Source organism: Actinomadura sp. 6K520 (assembly GCF_004349245.1).
Taxonomy (GTDB): Bacteria; Actinomycetota; Actinomycetes; order Streptosporangiales; family Streptosporangiaceae; genus Spirillospora.
In genome coordinates, this window is the sequence record NZ_SMLC01000002.1 from 45,748 (window position 1) to 67,297 (window position 21,550).

At 73.1% G+C, this 21,550-nt stretch carries 21 protein-coding genes; 4 read left to right on the forward strand and 17 right to left on the reverse strand.

Features of this window, described 5'->3' with window-relative positions; genetic code table 11:
• Nucleotides 1-90: 90 nt before the first annotated feature.
• Both E1289_RS00945 and E1289_RS00950 read left to right on the forward strand, forming a co-directional pair.
• Nucleotides 91-1,263 carry an acyl-CoA dehydrogenase gene (locus E1289_RS00945; RefSeq protein ID WP_165970277.1) on the forward strand — a complete coding sequence of 391 codons (1,173 nt, stop codon included), beginning with the start codon at nucleotides 91-93 and terminating at the stop codon, nucleotides 1,261-1,263.
• A gap of 15 nt (nucleotides 1,264-1,278) precedes the next feature.
• Nucleotides 1,279-1,881: an isochorismatase family cysteine hydrolase gene (locus E1289_RS00950; RefSeq protein ID WP_131974206.1), complete on the forward strand. Its 603-nt coding sequence runs from the start codon at nucleotides 1,279-1,281 to the stop codon at nucleotides 1,879-1,881.
• Between the two features lie 104 nt (nucleotides 1,882-1,985).
• Here E1289_RS00950 and E1289_RS00955 read toward each other — a convergent pair whose 3' ends face one another.
• From E1289_RS00955 to E1289_RS01005, 11 genes are all read right to left on the reverse strand, one after another.
• Nucleotides 1,986-2,879, reverse strand: a complete 894-nt coding sequence (locus tag E1289_RS00955; RefSeq protein ID WP_131974208.1) for a TIGR03564 family F420-dependent LLM class oxidoreductase — start codon at nucleotides 2,877-2,879, stop codon at nucleotides 1,986-1,988.
• Nucleotides 2,876-3,625: an enoyl-CoA hydratase/isomerase family protein gene (locus E1289_RS00960; RefSeq protein WP_131974210.1), complete on the reverse strand. Its 750-nt coding sequence runs from the start codon at nucleotides 3,623-3,625 to the stop codon at nucleotides 2,876-2,878. The genes E1289_RS00955 and E1289_RS00960 overlap by 4 nt, the downstream gene beginning before the upstream one ends.
• Nucleotides 3,622-4,122: a MaoC/PaaZ C-terminal domain-containing protein gene (locus E1289_RS00965; RefSeq protein WP_165970278.1), complete on the reverse strand. Its 501-nt coding sequence runs from the start codon at nucleotides 4,120-4,122 to the stop codon at nucleotides 3,622-3,624. Before E1289_RS00965 ends, E1289_RS00960 begins: the two co-directional genes overlap by 4 nt.
• Nucleotides 4,119-5,636: an AMP-binding protein gene (locus tag E1289_RS00970; protein ID WP_243712531.1), complete on the reverse strand. Its 1,518-nt coding sequence runs from the start codon at nucleotides 5,634-5,636 to the stop codon at nucleotides 4,119-4,121. The genes E1289_RS00965 and E1289_RS00970 overlap by 4 nt, the downstream gene beginning before the upstream one ends.
• 127 nt (nucleotides 5,637-5,763) lie before the next feature.
• Entirely contained in the window at nucleotides 5,764-6,654 is an 891-nt protein-coding gene (locus E1289_RS00975) for a CoA ester lyase (RefSeq protein WP_243712532.1), read from the reverse strand.
• Nucleotides 6,651-7,811 carry an acyl-CoA dehydrogenase family protein gene (locus E1289_RS00980; RefSeq protein ID WP_131974214.1) on the reverse strand — a complete coding sequence of 387 codons (1,161 nt, stop codon included), beginning with the start codon at nucleotides 7,809-7,811 and terminating at the stop codon, nucleotides 6,651-6,653. The genes E1289_RS00975 and E1289_RS00980 overlap by 4 nt, the downstream gene beginning before the upstream one ends.
• Nucleotides 7,812-8,282: an OB-fold domain-containing protein gene (locus E1289_RS00985; protein ID WP_131974216.1), complete on the reverse strand. Its 471-nt coding sequence runs from the start codon at nucleotides 8,280-8,282 to the stop codon at nucleotides 7,812-7,814.
• Nucleotides 8,279-9,427 carry an acetyl-CoA acetyltransferase gene (locus tag E1289_RS00990; RefSeq protein WP_131974218.1) on the reverse strand — a complete coding sequence of 383 codons (1,149 nt, stop codon included), beginning with the start codon at nucleotides 9,425-9,427 and terminating at the stop codon, nucleotides 8,279-8,281. Before E1289_RS00990 ends, E1289_RS00985 begins: the two co-directional genes overlap by 4 nt.
• Nucleotides 9,424-9,879, reverse strand: coding sequence for a MaoC/PaaZ C-terminal domain-containing protein (locus E1289_RS00995; RefSeq protein ID WP_131974220.1), 456 nt, complete (start codon nucleotides 9,877-9,879; stop codon nucleotides 9,424-9,426). Before E1289_RS00995 ends, E1289_RS00990 begins: the two co-directional genes overlap by 4 nt.
• Nucleotides 9,876-10,376, reverse strand: coding sequence for a MaoC family dehydratase N-terminal domain-containing protein (locus tag E1289_RS01000; RefSeq protein ID WP_131974222.1), 501 nt, complete (start codon nucleotides 10,374-10,376; stop codon nucleotides 9,876-9,878). Before E1289_RS01000 ends, E1289_RS00995 begins: the two co-directional genes overlap by 4 nt.
• Entirely contained in the window at nucleotides 10,373-11,605 is a 1,233-nt protein-coding gene (locus E1289_RS01005) for a RidA family protein (protein ID WP_131974224.1), read from the reverse strand. Before E1289_RS01005 ends, E1289_RS01000 begins: the two co-directional genes overlap by 4 nt.
• A gap of 110 nt (nucleotides 11,606-11,715) precedes the next feature.
• Here E1289_RS01005 and E1289_RS01010 point away from each other — a divergent pair, with 110 nt between their 5' ends.
• Nucleotides 11,716-12,909 carry an RNA-guided endonuclease TnpB family protein gene (locus E1289_RS01010; RefSeq protein ID WP_131974226.1) on the forward strand — a complete coding sequence of 398 codons (1,194 nt, stop codon included), beginning with the start codon at nucleotides 11,716-11,718 and terminating at the stop codon, nucleotides 12,907-12,909.
• A gap of 42 nt (nucleotides 12,910-12,951) precedes the next feature.
• Here the strand turns inward: E1289_RS01010 and E1289_RS01015 are convergent, their stop codons facing one another.
• The 5 genes from E1289_RS01015 to E1289_RS01035 all read right to left on the reverse strand — a co-directional run bounded on the left by E1289_RS01015 (nucleotide 12,952) and on the right by E1289_RS01035 (nucleotide 19,741).
• On the reverse strand, nucleotides 12,952-14,337 hold the full coding sequence (locus tag E1289_RS01015; protein ID WP_131974228.1) for an MmgE/PrpD family protein: 1,386 nt from the start codon (nucleotides 14,335-14,337) through the stop codon (nucleotides 12,952-12,954).
• Nucleotides 14,334-15,596 carry a CoA transferase gene (locus E1289_RS01020; protein WP_131974230.1) on the reverse strand — a complete coding sequence of 421 codons (1,263 nt, stop codon included), beginning with the start codon at nucleotides 15,594-15,596 and terminating at the stop codon, nucleotides 14,334-14,336. Before E1289_RS01020 ends, E1289_RS01015 begins: the two co-directional genes overlap by 4 nt.
• Nucleotides 15,593-16,627, reverse strand: coding sequence for an LLM class flavin-dependent oxidoreductase (locus E1289_RS01025; protein ID WP_131974232.1), 1,035 nt, complete (start codon nucleotides 16,625-16,627; stop codon nucleotides 15,593-15,595). The genes E1289_RS01020 and E1289_RS01025 overlap by 4 nt, the downstream gene beginning before the upstream one ends.
• Nucleotides 16,624-17,160 carry a MaoC family dehydratase gene (locus E1289_RS01030; protein WP_131974234.1) on the reverse strand — a complete coding sequence of 179 codons (537 nt, stop codon included), beginning with the start codon at nucleotides 17,158-17,160 and terminating at the stop codon, nucleotides 16,624-16,626. Before E1289_RS01030 ends, E1289_RS01025 begins: the two co-directional genes overlap by 4 nt.
• Before the next feature lie 202 nt (nucleotides 17,161-17,362).
• A complete protein-coding gene (locus tag E1289_RS01035; protein ID WP_131974236.1) occupies nucleotides 17,363-19,741 on the reverse strand; it encodes a pyruvate dehydrogenase in 2,379 nt (792 codons plus the stop codon).
• 211 nt (nucleotides 19,742-19,952) lie between these two features.
• On the opposite strand from E1289_RS01035, the gene E1289_RS01040 reads away from it, so the two are divergent.
• Nucleotides 19,953-20,723 (forward strand): enoyl-CoA hydratase/isomerase family protein, encoded by a 771-nt coding sequence (locus E1289_RS01040; protein WP_131974238.1) that lies wholly within the window; start codon nucleotides 19,953-19,955, stop codon nucleotides 20,721-20,723.
• Nucleotides 20,724-20,787: 64 nt separating this feature from the next.
• On the opposite strand, the gene E1289_RS01045 is transcribed toward E1289_RS01040, so the two are convergent.
• On the reverse strand, nucleotides 20,788-21,543 hold the full coding sequence (locus E1289_RS01045) for a FadR/GntR family transcriptional regulator (RefSeq protein ID WP_207928707.1): 756 nt from the start codon (nucleotides 21,541-21,543) through the stop codon (nucleotides 20,788-20,790).
• Between the last annotated feature and the right edge of the window lie 7 nt (nucleotides 21,544-21,550).

Consider the following 21,550-nt stretch of genomic DNA (forward strand, 5'->3'; position numbering starts at 1 on the left):
GGTAATGTCAATGGACATAGTCCTGGTCGCAGGCGCTTGACAGGCGGTTTGTGATACATCAGATTTATGACCATGTGGGGAGGGGGGAGCGTGCTCGGGACGAGACCGTTCGAGGAGCCTCCGGAACGCGGCGACCTGCGGGACATGGTCGGCTCGCTGCTCGCCCGGGAACTCCCCCCGGACCGCGCGCTCGCCCTCGACCGCGCGGGCCTGTTCGCCGCCGAAGCCTGGGCGGCCCTCGGCGCGGCCGGGCTGCTCGGCCTCGGCGGAGCCGAGTCCGCGGGCGGAACGGGCGGGACCGCCGGCGACGCGGTGGCGGTCACCGAGGAGATCGCCCGCGTCCTCCCCGGCCTGGCCGTCGACTACGTCACCTGCGGCATGGCCATGCGGATGCTGGGCCACGACGGCGGAGCGGCCGCGGCCGCCCGCGGCTGGCTGCCGCGGATCGCGTCCGGCGAGATGATCTGCTCGTTCGGGATGAGCGAACCCGACGTCGGCACCGACCTGCTGAACCTCCGCACGTCCGCCCGCGTCGAGGACGGACGCTGGGTGCTGCGGGGCCAGAAGCTCTGGATCTCCCTCGCCCACAAGGCCGGGATCGTGTTCGTGCTGTGCCGCACCGACCCGCCCGAGGAGAAGCGGCGGTCGCGGGGCCTCAGCGTGCTCGCCGTGCCGCTCGACCAGCCGGGCGTCACCGTCAACCGCGTCCACCTCGCCGGGATGCGCGCCGCCGGGACCTGCGAGATCTACTTCGACGACGCGGTCGCGCCGCTCGACCACCTCGTCGGCGAGCGGGGCCGCGGCATGGCGCTCCTCGCCCAGACACTCGACGTGGAACGCGTCCTGGCCGCCGGGATCAGCCTGGGCATCGGCCGCGCCGCCCTGGACCTGCACCTCGCTCACCTGCGAGAACGTGAGGCGTTCGGCGGGCCCATCGGCCGCTTCCAGGCGCTGCAGCACGCCGCCGCAGACTCGCTCGCCGACCTCTCGGCGTCCCGGGCGCTGGTGAACACCGCCGTCCGCGCCATCGAGGACGGCCGCCCGGCGACGGCGCTGACCGCGATGGCCAAGCTCGTCGCGGGCGAGTCGACGGCCCGCATCGTCGACCGCGGGATGCGCGCGATGGCCGCGCACGGCCTCGCCGAGGAGTCGGCGATGCAGATGTACTTCCGGGACGCCCGGCTCCAGCTGTTCAGTCCCGTGAGCAACGACATGATCCGCAACATCCTCGGCGAGTCGCTCGGCCTGCCGAGAAGCTACTGAGTCGGGAGGTCTCCGGTGGACATCACGAAAGAGAACACCGCGCTGCTGGTCGTCGACATGCAGAACAGCTTCACCGAGCCCAAGGGCTCCATGGCGGCGATGGGACTGCCGCACGAGGAGCTCCGCCCCGCGATCGCGGGCTGCCGCACCCTGATCGACGCCGCGCACGCGGCCGGCGTCCCGGTGCTCTACACCCGGTACGTCTTCCAGCCCGGCTACGCGGACGGCGGCCTGGTGCCGGACAGCATCGTCCCGGGCATCAAGGAGGTCGGCGCGCTCGCGGCGGGCAGCTGGGACGCGGAGATCTGCGCCGAGCTGGCCCCGGCCGAGGGCGACATCGTCATCGACAAGTCGCGGCCCAGCGCCTTCTACGGCACCCGCCTGGAGCCGATCCTCACCGGCCTCGGCGTCCGCTCGCTGGTCATCTGCGGCGTGACCACGAACATCTGCGTCGAGACGACCGCGCGGGACGCGGGCCAGCGCGACTACGCCACCCACGTGATCAGCGACGCGACCGCGGAGTTCGACAAGGCCCGGCACGACTACGCGCTGCACGGGATCGGGTTCATCTTCGGCTGGGTCAACACGGTGGACGACGTCGTCCGCGCCTGGGCCTGACCGCACGATCTGCCCGCGGCGCGCCCCCCGCTTTTCTCAGCAGCCAAGCGGGGCGGCGCGTCGCGGGTCTTTCGTCGTGCCGCGGGTGAACGACCACACGGCCGTCAGCGGGCGAGCGCGGCGACCAGAGCGCGGGTGGCGGCCCGCTCGTCGGGGGTGCCAAAGATCTTGACGGCGAACGTGGTCACGCCCAGGTCGGCGAACGACCCGATCCGGGCGGCGACCGTGTCGGCGTCGCCGATCAGCGCCAGCCGGCCGGGCGTCTCGCAGCCCTCGCGGTCGAGCATCGCGCGGTAGGACGGCAGCGTGCCGTACCACTCCAGTTCCGCCTCGGCGCGGGCCAGGGCGGCGGGGGCGTCGCCGGTCACGCAGACCGGCAGCGGGACGATGATCTCCGGGGCGGGGCGTCCGGCCTTGGCGGCGGCCTCCTGGATCGTCGGGATCGTGAGTTCCCGGAGGGTGCGCGGGCCGACCATCCACGTGATGGTGCCGTCGGCGAGGGCACCGGTGATCTCCAGCATCTTCGGGCCGAGCGCGGCGACGAGGACGGGCGGCACCGGCGCGCCGGGGACGTCCAGGTCGCCGCGGGCGGTCAGCACCTCGCCCCTGAAGCGGACGCGCTGGGTCAGCGCGCCGGTCAGCGCCGCCAGGTACTCGCGCATGTAGCGGGCCGGACGGTCGTACGACATGCCCCAGCACGGCTCGACCACGGACGGGTGGGACGGGCCGATGCCGAGCGCGAGCCGTCCGTCCACGAGCAGGTTGGTGGTCAGTGCCTGCTGGGCGAGGGCCATCGGGTGCCTCGGGTAGACGGGGACGACGGCCGTGCCGACCCGCAGCCCCGGCAGGTCGCGGGCGACCGCGCCGAGCACGGTGAGCGTGTCGGTGCCGAACGCCTGCGTCAGCCAGTAGCCGTCGATGCCGTCCCGCGCCGCCGCGCGCAGGTCGGCGGCGGTCTCGCGGATGTCGCCGACCTGGTCGAAGATCCCGATCTTCACGAGCCGGCCCCGGACCGGAACGCGAGCAGGTCGCGGCCGGACGCCCGCATGAGGAGCGCCAGCCCGAGCGCCTCGGCGCGGGACCGCTGGTCCTCGACGGCCGTCCAGATGGTCTCCAGGCTGCCGGCCAGGATCTCGGGCGGGTGCTGCGCCATCACGTGCGCGATCTCCATGGCGCGCGGGACGAGGTCCTCCAGCGGGACGACCTCGGTGACCAGGCCCAGTTCGCGGGCCCGTTCCGCGCCCAGCCGGTACGCGCGGCCGCTGGCGACCATGCGGGTGACCTCGGTGAGCGGCAGCCGGCTGAGCAGGCCGACCGCCTCGACCGGGTTGGCCAGGCCCACGTCGACGTGGGTGTCGAAGAACGTCGCGTTGTCCGAGCAGAGGATCACGTCGGCGTCGTTGACGAAGTGCCATCCGCCGGCGCAGCAGTGGCCGTTGACCGCGACGATGATCGGCTTGAAGACGCGCAGGTCGCGGGACGTGAGCGCGACCCGGCCGTCCTCGTCCAGGGACGGGCTGGACACGCCGCTGGCGATGGTGTCGTCCACGTCGAGCCCGGTGGAGAAGCTCCGGTCGCCCGCGCCGGTCAGCACCGCGACGCGCAGGCCGCCGTCGTCGCGGAACGTCCGCCAGACCTCGCGCAGCTCCCGCACCATCCGGGCGTCGTAGGCGTTGAGCACCTCGGGCCGGTTCATCGTGACGAGCAGGACGTGCCCGTCCCGGGTGACGTCGAGGGTGTTCACGTGTCCTCCGCGATCGGCTTGAGCAGGTAGCCGCGGCGCATGGTGAGGACGGCCGTGCCGTCCTGCTTGCGGACGACGTCGCGGACCCGGCCCACGAACGCGGACCCGCCCGGCGTCGGCTCCAGGGTGTGCACCTCGACGTCCACGGTGATCGTGTCGTTCTCGAACACGGGTGCCTCGTAGCGCACCTCGTCGATGCCGAGGGCCGCGTGGCAGTCGAGGCCCGCCGCCGCCCAGCTCGCGTACATCGTGGGCGAGCTCAGCCCGGCCGCGATCGCGAGCAGGCAGGGGCCGCCGAGGATGCGGCGGCCGAACCCGGTCCCGGACATGTACACGTCGTCGGTGTGCAGCGGGCCGTTCTCCCACGTCGCGTTGATGATCGCGGCGAAGTCGCCGGAGGTGAGGGTGCGGCCCGGGGTGCGCAGCGTGGCACCGGCGGCGAACGCCGCGGGCAGGACGGGCTTCAGGTCGGGCTTCGGGCCGGTCAACGCGCTCACGCTCCGTAGGTGTCGCGGATGACCCGCTTGAGGATCTTCCCGTTGGCGTTCTTCGGCAGCTCGTCCACGGCCTTCCACACCTTCGGGGCCTTGTAGCCCGCGAGCCGCTCGCGGACGGCCGCCTCCATGGCGGCGAAGTCGAGCTCCGCCCCGTCGCGCGGCACGACGAACGCGCCGACCGTCTCGCCCCACTTCTCGTCGGGCAGGCCGACGACGGCGACCTCGGCGACGCCGTCGCAGTGGTGCAGGACGCCCTCGATCTCCCGCGGGTAGATGTTCGCCGCGCCAGAGATGATCATGTCCTTCTTGCGGTCGACGATGGTGATGAAGCCCTCCTCGTCGCGGACGGCGATGTCCCCGGAGGACAGGTAGCCGTCCGGCCGGATCGCCTCGGCGGTGGCCGCGGGGTCGTCCAGGTAGCCGATCATGTTGAACGGGGAGTACCCGAACAGCTCGCCCGACTCGCCCGGCCCGACCTCCCGGCCGTCCTCGTCGAGCAGCTTCACGTCGGTCATCCACCACGGGTGCCCGACCGACCCGGCCTTGCGGAGCGCGTCGTGGGGCCGCAGGTTCGTCACGATGCCCGCCTCGGTGGAGCCGTACACCTCGTGCACGCCGACGTGCGGGAACGTCTCGATCACCCATTCCTTCAGCGGCACCGGCAGCGCGGCGGCGTTGAAGTACAGGGTCTCCAGGCTGGACAGGTCCCACTTGCGCGGCGCCTGCTCCATGACCTGCCGCAGCATCAGCGCGTGCGTCGGCACCAGGAAGATCGTCTGGAGCCGGTCGCGCTCGATCATGTGGAGCAGTTCCTCGGGGTCCCAGCGGCGGAGCATGGACGTCTGCCCGCCCATGAACGGGCCCGCGTAGGCGAAGCAGAACCCGGCGCCGAGCGCCATCGGCGCGACGGCCGCGGTCCGCCGGCCGGGGCCGACGCCGAAGTCGACCGCGCAGCCGAACATGGTGAGCACCCGGGACCGGTGGGTGAGCAGGGCGCCCTTGGGCTGGCCCGTCGTCCCGGACGTGTACTGCACGCAGAACGGGTCGGTCTCGCGCACCTCGACGCGCGGGTCGACCGCCCGCGCTTCCGCGAGGGCCTTGTCGTAGGGACGGCCCCAGTCCTGCGAGCCGAGGGCGAGGGCGAGCGGCAGGTCCTCGGCCAGGTCGGGCACGTTGTCCTGAAACGCCGCGTCGGCGATCAGGCCGGTCGCGCCGGACCGCTCGATCAGCGAGCCGTGCTCGGCGGCGGTGCCGCGCGGGTTCAGCGGGACCATCGCCACCCCGGCCTTCGCCGCGCCCGCCGCGACCTCGACGTACTCCAGCTGGTTGCCGAGCAGCACGGCCACGCGGTCACCGGCGGTGAGACCCGCGTCGACGAGCAGGCCGGCGACACGGTTGGCGCGGTCGTCCAGCTCGGCGAACGTCAGCCGCCGGTCCCCGTCGATCAGTGCGGTGGCACGGGGCGTGCTGTGCGCGAACTCGCGGATCCCGCTGGCGATGTTCATCTGTGCCATGGCTGCCCGCCTCTTTCCCTTGCTACTTGCGTGACAAGTGTCGTCTGATCTATCTCTCGACCACGGTTGACTGGCTTGATTCTGCCTGGTGTGGGCTCATGCAGGCTATGTCAGTTATATGTCTGATCTATTTCGGTGTGATGATCGGGCCGAGTCCGGACGTGGCCAGGGTGCGGCGGGCGAGCCGGATCACGGCCGCGTCGATCAGCCGGCCCGCGGCGTCCAGCACGACGCCCGACCCGGCCGCGGCCGCCGCGTCGTACCGCGCCAGGACGTCCTTGGCCCGCGCGATCTCCGCCGCCGACGGCGTGAACACCTCGTGCACGACCGGGATCTGCGCGGGGTGGACGCACGCCCTCCCCACGAAGCCCTGCCGCCGGACCCGCTCGGTGGACTCCGCGAGCGCCGCGGGATCGGCGGTGATCGCCGACACCGGGCCGACCGGCGGGGGGAGCCCCGCGGCGGCGCTGGCCAGGACGGTCATGCTCCGGGCGAAGGCCAGCTCCGCCTCGTCCGGGCCGGGGTCGAGTCCCGCGTCGGCGGCCAGGTCCACCTCGCCGATCTGGAGCCGGTGGACCCTGGGCGCCCGGGAGATGTCCCGGACGTCCAGGATCGCTCCCGCGGTCTCCAGCAGCGGCATGAGCAGGGTCGTCACGTCCCCGAGGTCGGCCAGCAGCCCCGCGACCGCCGCGACCTGCGCGGCGTCCTCGGCCTTGGCGAGCACGAGCCCGGTCAGCGCGGGCAGCCCGGCGAGCGCCCGCGCGTCCGCGTGCCCCGCCGCGCCGCCGTTGATACGCACCCACAGCTCGGCGCCGCCGGCCGCGCCCCGCGACCCCAGCCAGTCGGCGACCGCGCGGCGCGCCGCGTCCTTGCCGGCCGGCGGGACCGCGTCTTCAAGGTCGACGATCAGCGCGTCCGCGCCGCGGGTGAGCGCCTTGCCGAGCTTGTCCCGGGCGTTGCCCGGCACGTACAGGTAGCTGCGTGGCAGCGGCCCGGGGGCCGGGGAGGGGGAGGTCAACGCACGACCGTTTCGCCGCGCAGCAGGGACTTGGCCACCACCGTCCGCAGGACGTCGTTGGTGCCCTCCCCGATGCTCATCAGGATCGCGTCGCGGTAGAGCCGCTCCACCTCGTACTCGGTGGAGTAGCCGTAGCCGCCGTGCACCTTCATCGCCTCGATCGACGCCTGCAGCGCGACCTCCGAGCAGAAGATCTTCGCCATGCCCGTCTGCCCGTCGGCGCGGCCCCGCCGGACCGCGTCCGCCGCGAAGTAGGCCATCAGCCGGGCCGCCTGGAGCTGGGTCGCCACGCTCGCGAGCTGCAGCTGCACGGCCTGGAACTCGCCGATGGGCTGCCCGAACGCCCTGCGCTGCCCCGCGTAGGCGAGGGCCTCGTCGTGGGCGCGCTGGGCGATGCCGACCGAGCGGGCGGCGATGTTGACCCGGCCCCACTCCAGCGCGGACAGCGCGTGCTGCATGCCCTTGCCCTCGACGCCGCCGAGGAGGTTCTCCTTGGGCACCCGCACGTTGTCGAGGACGATCTCGCAGGACTCCGTGCCCTTGTAGCCGAGCTTCGGGATGTCCTTGGTGATCTGGTAGCCCTCGGTGCCGGCGTCCACGAGCAGGATGCTCATGCCCTTGTGCGCGGGGGACGCGGACGGGTCCGTCTTCACCAGCACCGGCAGCGGGTCCGCGTGCCGCGCATTGGTGATCCACATCTTCGACCCGTTGACGACGTAGTGGTCGCCCTCCAGCCGGGCCGTGGTGCGGATGCCCTGCAGGTCGGTGCCCGCGTCCGGCTCGGTGAGGCCGATGCCGGTGCGGCGCTCACCGGACGCGAGGCCCGGCAGGTACCTGCTCTTCTGCTCCTCGGTGCCGCGCATCGCGATCATGCGGCAGGCCAGCGAGTGGCTGCCGAGGATGCCGGCGATGCCCATCCAGCCGCGTGCGATCTCCTCGAAGACCAGCGCGAACGAGACGGGGTCGAGGTCGAGGCCGCCGTACTCCTCCGGGACGGTGATCCCGAACAGCCCCATGTCCCGCATGCCCTTGACGATCTCGGTGGGGTAGCGGCCGGACTGCTCCCAGTCGCGCGCCACCGGGATGACCTCGTTGTCCACGAAGTCGCGCAGGACGGCGCGGAACTCGCGCTGGTCCTCGTTGAGCTGGAAATCCACTTAGTTGCCTTCCTTGGTCTCAGGGGACGGCGCCGCGCCCGGGACGAACACCGGCAGGGCACGCCCGTCGGCGAGGTCGACCCAGGCGACCCGGACCGGGTCGTCGATGCGCCACTCGTCGGGCTCCCGCTCCTGGAGGCGGGTGAGGAGGACGACCCCCTCGTCCAGCCGGACCCGGGCGATGACGTACGGGACGGCGAGGTCCGGACGCGGTGCGCGGTGCACCACCGTGCAGGCGTCCACGACGCCCGTGCCGCCGGAGCCGACCCAGTCGAGTTCGTCCGACCCGCAGTGAACGCAGAGGGCACGCGGCGGATGCTGCACGCCCGCCGGCCCACCACACCGGTTCTCCCGGACGCAGCGCGAGCAGGTCTGCAGGACGAGGCGGTGCTCCCGCGTCGCCTCCCACCAGGGACCCGTGATCTCGTCGGGCGCCGGGACGTCGGGCTCGAACCCGTCGAGGCCGGTCATCTGTCCACCCCCAGCACCACCGTGGCGTGCGTCGAGAGGATCCCGCCCGTGCCGTGCGCGACGGCGAGCCGCGCGCCGCCGACCTGCCGGTCCCCGGCCTCGCCGCGGAGCTGCCGCACCGCCTCGACCAGCAGCAGGATTCCGAACTGGCCCGGGTGGCAGTAGGACAGGCCGCCGCCCGAGGTGTTGAGCGGGAAGTCGCCGCCGGGCCTGATCCGGCCGCCGGCGATCCAGTCGAGGGCCTCGCCGCGCCCGCAGAAGCCGAGCCCCTCCAGCGTCAGCGCGACCGTGATCGTGAACGAGTCGTACACCTGCACGACGTCGATGTCGGCCGGGGTGACGCCGGCGCGGGCGAACGCGTCCGCGCCGGAACCGGCCGCGCCCGTGACGGTCAGGTCGGGCACCGCGGTCATCGAGGTGTTGGTCGTCCGCTCGCCGTACCCGAGCACCTCGACCGGTGTGCGGCGCAGGTCGCGGGCGCGCTCCAGCGAGGTGAGGACGATCGCGCCGCCGCCGTCGGTGACGAGGCAGGAGTCCAGCGCGGTGAGCGGGCTGGAGATCATCGCCGAGCCGAGCACGTCGGCCGCGGTGAGCGGGCCCCTGCCGTAGCGGAACGCGGCCGGGTTCAGCAGTGCCCATTCCCGCGCGGCCACCGCGATCTCCGCGAGCTGCTCGCGCGTCTTGCCGTAGACGTGCATGTACCGCTGCGCGGCCATCGCGTAGTACGACAGCGGGAACAGCGGCCCGTACGGCGTCTCGAACTGCGCCTCGGGCGTGTGGTCCTCGACCACGCCGCCGAGCGAGCGGGACCGCGCCGACCGCTGGTTGGACGCGAACGTGAGCACGACGGTCTCGGCCTGCCCCGCCTGGATCGCCTGGGCGGCGCGGGCGACGAACATCTCGTACACGGAGCCGCCCGCGTACGTCGAGTCCGTCCAGCGCGGCTCGATGCCGAAGTAGTCGGCGAGCTGGGTCGCCGAGAACCGGGCGACGCCGGTGGTGGCGATGCCGTCGACGTCGCGGAGGGTGAGGCCCGCGTCGTCCAGCGCCCGGGACACCGCCTGCGCCTGGAGCCCGAGGATCGACCGGTTCGTCACGCCGAGGTCGCACTCGGCGGCGCCGACAATCGCGACGCCCGTGCTCATGGGGCCCCCTTCCCGCCCGGCCCGTCGGCCGTGCCGAGCAGGACCCGGGCGCTCGCCGGGGCCACGGCGACGCGGTCGACCGCGCCGTCGTCGCCGACGACGACCACCCGCAGGTCGAGGTCGAGGTAGCCGTCCCCGGCCTCGGTGACGGTGCCCTCGCACCGGACGGTCTCCTCCGCGAACACCAGCGCCTTGAAGCCGAACTCCAGCGTGCGGACGAAGCACTTCGGGCCGAGCCAGTCCTGGATCTGCTCGACGAGGAGGGCGCCGAACACCTGGCCGTCCACGACCACGCCGGGCAGCTTGGCCGCCTTGATGAAGTCCAGGTCGTAGTGCAGCCGGTACCAGTCCCAGGTGGCCCCCGCGTAGGCGATCATCTCCGGGAACGTGATCGTGCGCTCCAGCGGGGGAACCGTCTCCCCGGCCCGGTGCGCCGCCGTCGCGGCGGTCATGTCCCCGTCTCCAGCGATACGTAGATGATGGTCTCCTCGTTCTCCGCGAGCAGGTCCCCGTCCTGCTGCGTGTACTTCGCCCGCGAGGTGATGATCAGCATTTCCGCGCCGGCCCGGTTCCGCTTGCCGGCCACGTCGGTGATCTCCCAGGTGGCGGTGACGACGTCGGACGGGAGGATCCGGCGGTGGAACACGTAGCGGTTGCCGCCGCGGACCTGCCGGGTGCCGGGGAGGTGGATGCCCCAGTGGTGGCCCGCGTGGCCGTCCGGGTCGATCGGCAGGTTCGCGTACTGGTTCGTCTCGCAGATCAGCGTCGGCGGCGCGGTCACGTCGGGCAGGCCCTGCGCCCGCGCGTACTCCGGGTCGGAGTACAGCGGGTTGTGGTCGCCGACGGCCAGGCCGAAGTAGCGGCCCGCCGCGGCGCCGAACGGCTCGGGTGCGGTGTAGACCTTCTTCCGGCCGACCAGCGCGCGCATCTCGTCGGTGAGCAGCGTCATGAGGCGTCCTTCACCGTCGCGGCGCCCTCCGGGTACAGGGCGGTCGGGAACACCTCAAGGAGGAACTCCGGCCGCAGCAGCCCCTTGCAGATCGCCCCGGTCGACGCGGGCCAGGGCGGCGACAGCAGCCGCTCCCGGACGGGCGCGACCGCGCGGTACTGCCGCAGCGCCGACTCGACACAGAACTCGATGGTCGACAGCAGGTCCGCCGGGCCGAGGCCCGCATACTCCAGCAGGTGCAGGACAGAGCCGTACGTGACCTCCGCCTGCGCCCCGATGTCGTCCGGGTGCAGCGCCTCCTGCGTCTCCATGTCGAGCGCCGCGAACCCCGACATGAACAGGGTCCGTCCCGCGCGGACGCCCGGCGCGTAGGTCAGCGTGTCGTACCGCGACCAGCCCGGGTTCACGAGTTGGAGAGGGTGCCGCGACGCGGTGACGTCGATCGCGACGAGCGCCTCGGGGTGGTGCAGCCGGCTCATCAGGATGCCGCCCGCTCCCGGGTACACGCCCGCGCCGCCGAGCCGCTCCTTCCGGACGCGGTGGGTCCTGCGGTACACGTCGCGCGTGGCGGGCGTCGAGTAGTCGTAGGTCGTCACCGCGTTGTCGAGCGACAGGCCCGCCTTGCGGAGCAGCGCGTCCGCCCGGTCGAGGCAGTAGGCGTACTGCCCGGCGAGGTCGCCGGGGCTGACGACGTCGCCCGACTCGTCCAGCGGGACCATGGTCGGCAGGTGCACGGTGCCGTCGTGGCCCTCCCGGACCGGCGAGGGCACCCACGTCCCGGCCTCGCGCCGCTCGCTCGCCGCGAGCAGTTCGGAGCCGCCCCCGCGGACGGCGTGCAGTTCGACCTCCAGCAGCGCCGCGGACCGGACGAGCCGTTCCACGACCACCGTCGTCACGGTGGGCCGGTGCTCGCCGAAGACCTCCGCGCGGACCGCCGCGGCGGCCGCGTAGTCGGCCAGCCCGGCGACCGTGACGTTCTCCGTCACGTGCACGACGTCACCGGGGCCGTACCCGGCCGCCTCGATGATCGTCATGGTCTTCCGGTAGGCGGTGCGCGCCTGCTCGGCCATCGTCCCCGAGACGGTCATCTTCCCGACCGCCTCATCGAACGCGGCGGACGTGTGCCCGGACGACCACGCGCCCCCGTCCTCCGACAGCCCGAGGCAGAACGTGAACCCCTCGTAGGGGAACCACGGGAAGTCGGCGGGCCTGATCGCTTGCAGTGTCATCGGCTGCCTACAGCGTGGAGACCCCGTCCTTCAGGGCGGGGAGGAGAAGCGGAACGGTGCGGCATGGTGACCCTCCGGGGTTTGTCGGTGGCGGTCGGTATGTTGCTGGCGTGTCCCGGTACCGGCTGTGCCCAACCCCCGTCCAGGAGGCGGGGCTGCTGGAGCACTGCGGACGCGCCCGGTATGTGTGGAACCTGGCCGTGGAACAGCACGCCTGGTGGACGCCGAGCCGGGGACCCGCACCGGGGTATGTCGCGCAGGCCCGCCAGTTGACCGAGGCCCGCGCCGCCAACCCGTGGCTGGCGGCCGGTTCGCAGACGGTCCAGCAGCAGGCCCTGCGCGATTTCGCGCAGGCCATGGCGAACTTCTTCAAAGGGACGCACCGGCGGCCGACATGGCGGAAGGCCGGACGGCACGAGGGATTCCGGATCGTCGGTCGGCGCGGCAGGCAATGGGATGTGCGGCGCGTGTCCCGCAAGGTTGGTGAGGTGCGGGTCCCGAAGGTGGGGTGGGTGCGGTTGCGCTGGTCGCGGCCCGTCCCAGCCGGAGTGAAGTCGTTCCGGATCACCCGCGACCGCGCCGGACGCTGGCACATCGCGTTCGCCGCGATCCCCGACCCGACCCCCGCACCCGGCAACGGGGAGGCGGTGGGCGTAGACCGGGGCGTGGCGGTGTCGGCGGCGCTGTCCACCGGGGAACTCCTGCACGCCCCCGGCCTCACGCGGGCCGAGGCCGCGCGGCTGCGGCGGCTGCACCGCAGGCTTGCCCGCGCGGAGAAGGGTTCGAACCGCCGCGCCCGGATCAAGGCCGCCGTCGCCCGGCTGAAGGCACGGGAGGCGGACCGGCGCCGCGACTGGGTGGAGAAGACCACCACGACCCTGGCACGCGGCTACGACGTCATCGCCGTGGAGGACCTGAACGTGCGGGGCATGACCCGCTCGGCCAGAGGCACCGTCGAAGCACCGGGCGTGAATGTGCGGCAGAAGGCCGGGCTGAACCGGGCCATCCTGGGCAGCGGGTGGGGGCGGCTGGTGGCCCGGCTGGAGCACAAAGCGCCCGGCCGCGTCGTCAAGATCGATCCGCGTTACACGTCGCAGACCTGCCATGCCTGCGGGCACCGCGCACCGCAGAACCGCGAGAGTCAAGCGGTATTGCGGTGCGTGGCCTGTGGGCACCAGGCCAACGCCGACGTCAATGCGGCCATCAACATCCGAACCGCCGCAGGGCATGCGGTGGCAGCGCGGGAAGGGCCACGGGTTACCGGGCCGGTGCACCGCGAACCTCAACTCATCCTCCTCGCGTAGGTCGAAGGGTTGGAATCCCCCGCCTTCAGGCGGGGGAGGACGTCAACGGTTCTCCTGCCGGTTGAGCTGGGCGAGGCCGGCGGCGGCCCGCATGACGGCGGCGGCGTCCGGCTGCGCGCCGAGCGACTCGACGGTCCGCGCGAACCCCTCCGCCTCCGCCGCCGGGACCCCGGCGGTGCCCGCGAACTTGGCGAGCAGTGCCGCGCGGCCGAGCGGGCGGTCCCCGCCGCCCGCGCTGCGCGGGACCGAGCCCGTCACCGCGCGGCCGCCGGCGAGGGTGATCGTGACGTGGCCGGGCGCGTCGGCGGCGGCGACGCCGGGCGGGCCGGTGACGTCCCAGCGGACGCGTGCGGCGAGCCGGGTCACCTCGGGCCGGGCGATCGAGCGCGGCTCGAAGGTGTCCAGCGCCAGTCCCCCGTCGGTGATCAGCGCCGCGACCGTCCAGGGCAGCGAGAACTTCGCGGCGTACGGGGTCGCGGGCCGGGTCAGGTCGCGCGAGGTGTCGCAGACGGTCGGCGCCGAGTCCGGGTGGACCACGGCGTGGATGCTCGCGATCTCCGCCGGGACGAGCCGCTCGCGGTCCATCGCGTCCAGGACCGCGTCGATCGTGGCGTGCGAGAGCTGGCACGCCGCGTACGGCTTGATCCCGATCCGGGTGGTCTCCCAGCGTTCCCCGAGCCCGGCCACGATGGACGCCGGGGCCGCGGGCTTGCCGGAGAGGGCGTCGAACACGCCGTGCGGCCCGTCGAAGACGGTGTCCGGGCCGGTCGCGCCCGCCGCCGCGAGCCGCGCCGCGATGATCCCGGACTGCGCCGCGAACCCCGGGTGCAGCTGCTTGGTGGACGCGCCGGTGCCGAGGAAGGCGAGCAGGCCGCCCGCCTGGCTGCCCGCGATGCCGAGCGCATTGGCCGCCCGTTCCTCGTCCAGCGCGAGGAGCCGCGCGGCGACCAGGGCGGACGAGAAGACCCCGGCGACCATGGTCGCGTGCAGGCCGCGGGCGTGGAAGCCGTGCGGCGCGGCGGCCGCGACGCGGCAGGCCGTCTCGTACCCGGCGACCGCCGCGAGCAGGATCTCCCGCCCGGTGGCGCCGGTCTGCTGGCCGGCGGCGAACGCGGCGGGCAGCACGACCGCGGTCGCGTGCACCAGCCCGCCCGCGTGCGTGTCGTCGAAGTCGAGGGCGTGCACGAGCGTGCCGTTCGCGAGCGCGGCGGCGGGCGCGGACAGCAGCTCGCCGGTGCCGAGCAGCGCCGCCTCCGGCGGGCCGCCGAGCCCCCGCGCCACCTCGATCGCGGGCGCCGCCGCGCCCGTCCGGAGGGCGCCGAGCGCGGTGCCGAACCCGTCGAGCAGGTGCCGTGTCGCGGCGGCGCTCACCGTTTCGGGCACCTCGGCCAGGCCGAGCGCCCAGGCGGCCAGCTCCCGTGCGATCATCGTGACGCAGCCTCCGGCTCCGTGTCGGCGGACGCGGCGGGCGCGGTCTCCGCGGCGGGCGCGTCGCCGAACGCTCCCCCCGCCCGCAGCCGCTCCACCGTGGCGTCGTCATACCCGGCGATCTCCCGGACGACCAGGTCGAAGTCCTCGTTGCGGCGCGGCGCCCTGCGGTACTCGGGCGGCTCGGCGCCCACCCGGACCGGCGAGGCGAGCTGCTCCACCGTCCCGAACCGCGGATGCTCGGTCGTCACCCGCAGCCCGCGGGCCCTGGTGTGCTCCTCCCGCATGGCCTGCTCGACGTCGTTGATGGGGCCGCAGGGGATGGCCGCGGCGTACAGGTCCGCCAGCCACTCCGCCACGGTGCGCCGCCGGAAGATCTCCTCAAGCAGCGGGATCAGCGTGTCCTTGTTGCGCCGCCGGTCGGCGAACGAGCCGAACCCCGACTCGGCCCCGGCCCATTCGGGATGGCCGACGACGGAGGCCAGCCGCGTCCAGAACTTCTCCTTCGCGCAGCCGACGATGAACCAGCCGTCGCTGGCCTCGAACGCCTGGAACGGCACCAGCGACGGGTGCGCCGAGTGGCTCGTCCGCTCCGGGGTGAACCCGGCGTTCAGGTGCCAGACCGCCGGGTAGGTCAGCAGCCCGATCGCGGTGTCGTACAGGCTGACGTCGCAGTCCATGCCGACGCCGTCGCGGCGCGCCGCGTGCAGCCCGGCCAGCAGCGAGAGCGCGGCGACGAACCCGCCGGAGTAGTCGACCAGCGACAGCCCCGACTTGGTGGGCGGGCCGTCCGGCTCACCGGTCAGGTCCATCCAGCCGGCGAGGCCCTGCAGGACGTAGTCGTAGCCCGGCTCCTCGCTGCGCGGCCCGGTCATGCCGAACCCCGTGAGCGAGCAGCACACGATGGCCGGGTTCAGGTGCTTCAGGTCGTCGTAGGTGATGCCGATCTTCTTCGGGACGTCGCCGCGCAGGTTGGAGTACACGGCGTCGGACACCTTCACCAGGTCCTCGAAGACCCGGCGGCCCGCGTCCGTCGACAGGTCGAGGGACAGGCTGCGCTTGTTGCGGTTGAACGTCTCGAAGAACAGGGAGTCCTCGCCCTCGCCGTACGGGGGGACGTAGCGGCCGACGTCGCCGCCGGACCGGGGCTCCTCGATCTTGATCACCTCGGCGCCGAGGTCGGCGAGGTGCACGCTGCCGAACGGGCCGGCGCCGTACTGCTCGACGGCGATGATGCGGACGTCTTCCAGAGGCTTCACGAAGCGCTCCCGGTGAGGTCGGGCAGCAGCGCCAGGAGCTCGTCCTGGGCGGCGCGTGTCTCGGCGGCGCTGAGGCCGTGGGTCGGCGGGCTGAGCTTCACCGAGTCGGCGAGGCCCGCGTAGCCGGCGATGCGCTCGGCGACCTCGTCGCGTCCGCCCGCCATCGTGAGCGCGTCGATCATCTCGGCGGAGACCGTCTCGGCGAGGTGCTCGGCACCGGTGCCGTTGCGGAACGCGCCGAGCACGGCCTGCTGCTGCTCGGCCAGCCCGTGGAAGGCGAAGAAGTCGGTGTAGCTGCGGACGCTGGCGTAGAAGCCGACGAGCCCGGAGACGCGGCGCAGCGCGGTGGCGCGGTCGTCCGACACCGAGCAGCACGCGGAGACGACGACGTCGACGTCCGCGCGCCGCTTGCCCTCCGTCCGGGAGATCCCGGCCTCCAGCTCCGGCAGCACCCGCTCGGCGAGGTAGCGCGGCGAGCACAGCTCGTGGCTGATCCAGCCGTCGCCGATCTCCCCGGCGAGCCGGGTCATGGCCGGGCCCATCGCGGCGAGGTGGACGGGGATGCCGGTGCGGCGGACGGCGAACGGGCGCTGGTAGCCGCGGATCCGCATCGGCTCCTCCTCGCCCGGCAGGTCGATCGGCTCGCCGGTGGTGCACGTCTCCCAGAAGTGGCGGACGTTGCGGACGACCTCGCGCATGTGCCGGACGGGCTTGCCGAACGGCACGTTGTGCCAGTCCTCGTTGAGCCGCTGCACGCCGGACCCGAGGCCGAGGATGAACCGCCCCTCGGACAGGTCGTCCAGGTCCAGCGCCTCCAGCGCGGTGATCATGGGGCTGCGGGTGAACGCCAGCGCGATCCCGGTGCCGATCCGCGCCCGCCCGGTCGCGGCGGCGAGCGCCGCCGCGGCGACCGTGGCGCTGCGGTGCAGCTCGGGCACCCAGATGACCTCGGCGCCGCCCGCCTCGGCGCGGCGGGCCGCGTCGGTCAGCTCCGCGAGCGTCTCCCCCCAGGGCGCGAAGGTGATTCTCATCCGCGCTCGTCCTCGGTGTCGAGGGTGAGCGGCTTCTTCGCCTCCGGGAACAGGTCGTTCAGCGGCTCGGCGCCCCGCCTGTAGACGTAGAAGGTGCGGCGGAACGTGCAGACCTCGTCGCCGTGCTGGTTCAGGGTGCGGGTGCGGATGGTGACGATGCCGGCGTGCGGGCGGCTCGACGACTCGCGCTTGTCCAGCACGATCGACTCGCTGAACAGCGTGTCCCCGGCGAAGACGGGGTGCGGGAGGTTGATGTCCTCCCAGCCGAGGTTGGCGAACGCGTTCTGCGTGGTGTCGATGACGCTCTGCCCGACGGCGATCGCGACGGTGAGGGTGGACACGACCAGCGGCTTGCCGAACTCGGACTTCGCGGCGTACTCGCCGTTGAAGTGCATCTGGTTCGTGTTCATCGTCAGCAGCGTGAACCAGGTGTTGTCGCTCTCGGTGACCGTGCGCCCGAGGGGATGCCGGTAGACGTCGCCCACCTCGAAGTCCTCGTAGAACCGCCCGTTCCACCCGTCCTTGAGCGTCATGGCCGTCCTCTCGCATCATACTGGGAGTCGTTAAAGTCAGACATATTGATTCTAGAGCAAGGTCACGGTCGATGTCCAAGCCGGGGCGGCCGCGCGATCGAGTCCCATTATGGGCTGCACCTGCACTTTTGCGGCGCCGGCCGCGCCGGCCGCGGCCATCGGCGGTCAGGGTGCGGTTCCGCGAAACATCAGAGGTTTGCGGTCAGGCGTCCGCGAGGTGAAGTGCGGCCAACGCGGCGTTGACGATCGCGCCGGGGCGCAGGTCGTGCAGCTCGTACAGGTCCCGGACGCTCCCCGACTGCCCGAACTCGTCCACGCCCAGCGGGACCGCGGGCACGCCCAGCGCGGAACCGAGCCACGACAGCGCGTGCGAGGCCGCGTCCTGGACGGTCACGACCGGCGCCCGCTCGGCGAACGCGGCGCGCAGCGCGCCCGGCCCCGGCCGCGCCGTCGCCGTGCGCACGCCCTGCCGCAGGCCGCCCTGCCACGCGCGGTAGAGCCGGCCGGCGGACGTGACGTCCACGACATGGGCGGCGACGCCCTCGTCGCCGAGCTCCTCGGCCGCCTCCAGGACCTCCGGCATGACCGCGCCCGACGCCGCGAGGTGCACGACCGGCGCGCCCTCGTCCCGCAGCGCCGACCGGGCGTGGTGGGCGTCCCGGAGGCGGTAGGCGCCCGCGAGCGCCTGCGCCCGGAGCTCCGCGTCGCCGAGCCGTGCCCGCGCCGCCGCGAACGGCGCCTGGTCGATCGGCCGGGTCGTCAGCCGGAAGTAGTACGCGCCCTCGTCGTCGTCCGCCCCGCCGGGGTCGGCGGCGATCCGGCCGAGCGCGTCGCACAGCAGCCAGTCCAGCGCCGCGCCGTAGGCGGGCTCGACGAACGTGACGTCCGGCAGTTCGATCCCGACCGACACCGTGATGGACGACTGGTGCGCGCCGCCCTCCGGGGCGAGGGAGATGCCCGACGGAGTGCCCGCCACGACGAACCGCGACCCCGAGTACGCCCCGTACAGGAAGGCGTCCAGCCCGCGCAGGACGAACGGGTCGTACACCGTGCCGACGGGCAGCAGCGGCTGGTCCGACAGGTCCCACGCCAGGCCGAGCTGCCCGAGCAGCAGGAACAGGTTCATCTCCGAGATGCCGAGCGGGATGTACTGGCCGGCCGGGTCCTCCGTCCAGCGCAGCGGGCCGTCCTGCGACCAGGTCCGGCGGCGGTCCGGGGAGAACACGCCGGTCTTGTTGATGAACCCGGCGAGGTTGGTGGAGGTGGCGACGTCCGGGGCCGTCGTGACCAGGTACGGGGCGAGCTCACGGTCCCTGGCCAGGTCGGTGAGCACCCGGCCGAAGACCTCCTGCGTCGAGGTGGGCTTCGCCGTCCGCACTCCCGTGGCGTCGGGCACCGCGATCCGCGGGCGTTCGGGACGCGGCGGCCGCTTCAGGTGCTCACGCCGCTTCTCCGCCCAGATGCCCGCCGGGGAGTCCGGGTCGAGCCGGTCCCATTCGGTCTCGGGGGTGAGGCCCGTCCGGGTCCGCAGCTCGTCGATCTGGTCGCCGGTGAGCAGCGCCGCGTGGTTGCGGGCACCGCCCGCGAGCGGGAGCCCCCAGCCCTTCACCGTGTAGGCGAAGATCACGCTCGGCTTGTCGCGGACGGCGTCGCATTGGGCGAGCGCGTCCAGCACGGCCTCCACGTCATGGCCGCCCAGGTCGGTGACCAGCGGCCCCAGCTCCGCGTCGGGCACGTCCGCGGCGAACTCGCCGACCTCCGGCGGCGCGCCGTCCAGGAAGCGTTCGCGCAGTTCGGGCCCCTCCAGCCCGAACAGCGACTGGTACTGCTCGTTGGGCATCGCGTCGATCCACGACCGCAGGTGCTCGCCGCCGGGGCGCGCGAAGGCGGCCTGGAGGCGGCGGCCGTACTTGATCTCCACCACGTGCCAGCCGGCCGCGGCGAAGTGCCCGCGCCACTGCCCGATGCGGACGCCCGGCACGATCCGGTCGAGGGACTGGCGGTTGAAGTCCACCAGCCAGACGACGTTGCCCAGCCCGGCCGCCGCGGGTTCGGCCACGGCCTCCCAGACGTTGCCCTCGTCCAGTTCCGCGTCCCCGATCAGCGCGATGAACCGGGAGGCCGGCCGCGCGCCGAAATGGGCGTCGACGTACCGGCGGGTGAGCGACGCGAACAGCGGCGCGGCGGCGCCGAGGCCGACCGAGCCCGTGGAGAAGTCGACGGCGTCGGGGTCCTTCGTCCGGCTCGGGTACGACTGGAGGCCGCCGCGCGCCCGCAGCCGCGTCAGGTACCCGCGGTCGAGCCCGCCGAGCAGGTACTGGACGGCGTGGAAGGCGGGCGAGGCGTGCGGCTTGACCGCCACGCGGTCCGCCGGGTCGAGGTGCGCGAACCACAGCGCGGTCAGCGCGGTGACCAGCGAGGCGCTGGACGCCTGGTGGCCGCCGACCTTGAGCCCGTCGCCGGTGTCGCGCTCACGGTTCGCGGCGTCCACGATGCGCGTCGCGAGCCACAGCACGCGCCGCTGGATCTCGTCGAGGACGGTCGGTGTCGGGCCCGCTGGGAACGTGCCGGCCTCGGTCACGGCTTCACCTGCCTGATCGCGATCGGATACTGCATCGTATATGTCCGATTTTTAGCCCAGAATCCGCCACCTGTCACCCCTGGGGTGGGGTTGCGGTGGAGTTGACTGGCTAGATGGTCCTGCGGATACTCATCCCAGTTGATACATCAGATATATACCGGGCGGTGTTCTCGCCCGGCTGGAGGGCGGAGCCGTGCCGACGCTGGAGACCATGAGCCTTGAGGTGGCGGACCGCGTGGCGCGCATCACGTTCACCCGCCCCGAGTCGATGAACAGCCTGACCGCGCGGGTGTTCGACGACCTGGAGGCCGCCATCGACGCGGCCGAGGCCGACCCTGACGTCCGCGTCCTCGTCATCGGCGGGACGGGCCGCGCGTTCAGCGTCGGCCTCGACCTCGCCCTGCTGGACGAGGCGTTCGCCGACCCCGCCGTGTGGGAACGCGTCGCCAAGCGGCTCGCCGCGCTCACCCTGCGCCTGGAGAGCCTGCCGATGCCGGTGATCGCCGCCGTCAACGGCCTCGCCCGCGCCGGCGGCTTCGAGCTGCTGCTGGCGTGCGACCTGGTGCTGATCGCGGACTCCGCGCGCATCGCCGACGCGCACGCCGAGTTCGGCGTCATCCCCGCGGGCGGCTCCACCGCGCGGCTGCCCCGCATCGTCGGCCGGCAGCGGGCCAGGGAGATCTTCCTCACCGGACGATGGATTCCCGCCGCCGAGGCCGTCGAACTCGGCATCGCCCTCGAATCCGTCCCGGCGGACGAGCTGGACACCGCCGTGGCCGAACTCGCCGGCCGTCTGGCCGGGCAGTCGCGCGCCTGCATGGCCGCGATGAAGCGCCAGTTCGCCGCGGTCGAGGCACTCCCCCTCGCGGAGGCGGTGGTCCCCGAGATTGAGGAGTTCGTCTCCTACACCACCCCACCGGACTCCGACGGCCAGGAAGGCTTCCGCGCCTACCGAGAGAACCGCCCCCCGTCCTGGGCGTAACAGCCACAGGGACTCGGTCGGGTGCGGCTCCGGGGGCCGCGCCCGACCGACCGGGACTCGTCGATCAGTCCTCGTGGTAGGCGTCGCGGATGTAGCGGAGGTGGTCGCGCATCGCGGCGGAGGCGGCCTGGCCGTCGCCGGCTTCGAGCAGGTCGGTGATCCGGCCGTGCTGGTCGTCGACCTGGGCCCAGAACTCGGCGGGGGAGTCGGCGTTCAGGAACCGCGTCCGCAGGACGTGGAAGACCGGCTGCGTCATCATCGTGAGCAGCCCGTTCCCGGTCGCCTCCATGATGATCCCGTGGAAGTGCCGGTGCTCCTGGAACTTCATGCTGCGGCCCCGGGAGCGCTTCTCGCGCTCCATCGCGGCGTGCAGCGCGTCCAGGTGGCGCTGCTCGCGCCGCTCGGCCGCGATGGCGGTGGCGGGGACCTCCAGCAGCTCGCGGGCCTCCAGGATCGCCGACAGCGGCAGCGCCGCCGAGCCCGACATCAGCCCGATGCCGGCCTCCAGGAAGTCGCTGATCTGGTCGGGGTCGATGTGCGAGACGAACGTGCCGCCGGTGGTGCCGCGGACCGTCTTCACCAGGCCCTGCGAGGCCAGCACGCGCAGCGCCTCGCGGACCGTGCTGCGGCTCACCCCGAAGTTGCCGCCGATCTCGCCCTCCGGGGGGAGGCGGTCGCCGGGGGCCAGGGAGCCGTCCAGGATCAGCTCGCGCAGCTGGTCGGCGACCTGCTGGTAGGCCGGGCGCAGCCGGCTGACCGGCAGCGCGGTCGCCGTCCCCGTGCCGGATCGGCCGGAGCTGTTGTCTTTGGTGCTGGACACGTCGCTG

Bases quoted from the DNA above. Each gene is read 5' to 3' on its own strand.
- E1289_RS01000 (WP_131974222.1), bottom strand. From the start codon at position 10,376: ATGACGCTGCTCACCGACGAGATGCGCGCGCTGGTCGGCCGGAAGAAG.
- E1289_RS01030 (WP_131974234.1), bottom strand. From the start codon at position 17,160: ATGACGCTCAAGGACGGGTGGAACGGGCGGTTCTACGAGGACTTCGAG.
- E1289_RS00995 (WP_131974220.1), bottom strand. From the start codon at position 9,879: ATGACCGCCGCGACGGCGGCGCACCGGGCCGGGGAGACGGTTCCCCCG.
- E1289_RS01005 (WP_131974224.1), bottom strand. From the start codon at position 11,605: ATGACACTGCAAGCGATCAGGCCCGCCGACTTCCCGTGGTTCCCCTAC.
- E1289_RS00990 (WP_131974218.1), bottom strand. From the start codon at position 9,427: ATGAGCACGGGCGTCGCGATTGTCGGCGCCGCCGAGTGCGACCTCGGC.
- E1289_RS01040 (WP_131974238.1), top strand. From the start codon at position 19,953: ATGAGCCTTGAGGTGGCGGACCGCGTGGCGCGCATCACGTTCACCCGC.
- E1289_RS01025 (WP_131974232.1), bottom strand. From the start codon at position 16,627: ATGAGAATCACCTTCGCGCCCTGGGGGGAGACGCTCGCGGAGCTGACC.
- E1289_RS00985 (WP_131974216.1), bottom strand. From the start codon at position 8,282: ATGACCGGCCTCGACGGGTTCGAGCCCGACGTCCCGGCGCCCGACGAG.
- E1289_RS00970 (WP_243712531.1), bottom strand. From the start codon at position 5,636: ATGGCACAGATGAACATCGCCAGCGGGATCCGCGAGTTCGCGCACAGC.
- E1289_RS01015 (WP_131974228.1), bottom strand. From the start codon at position 14,337: ATGATCGCACGGGAGCTGGCCGCCTGGGCGCTCGGCCTGGCCGAGGTG.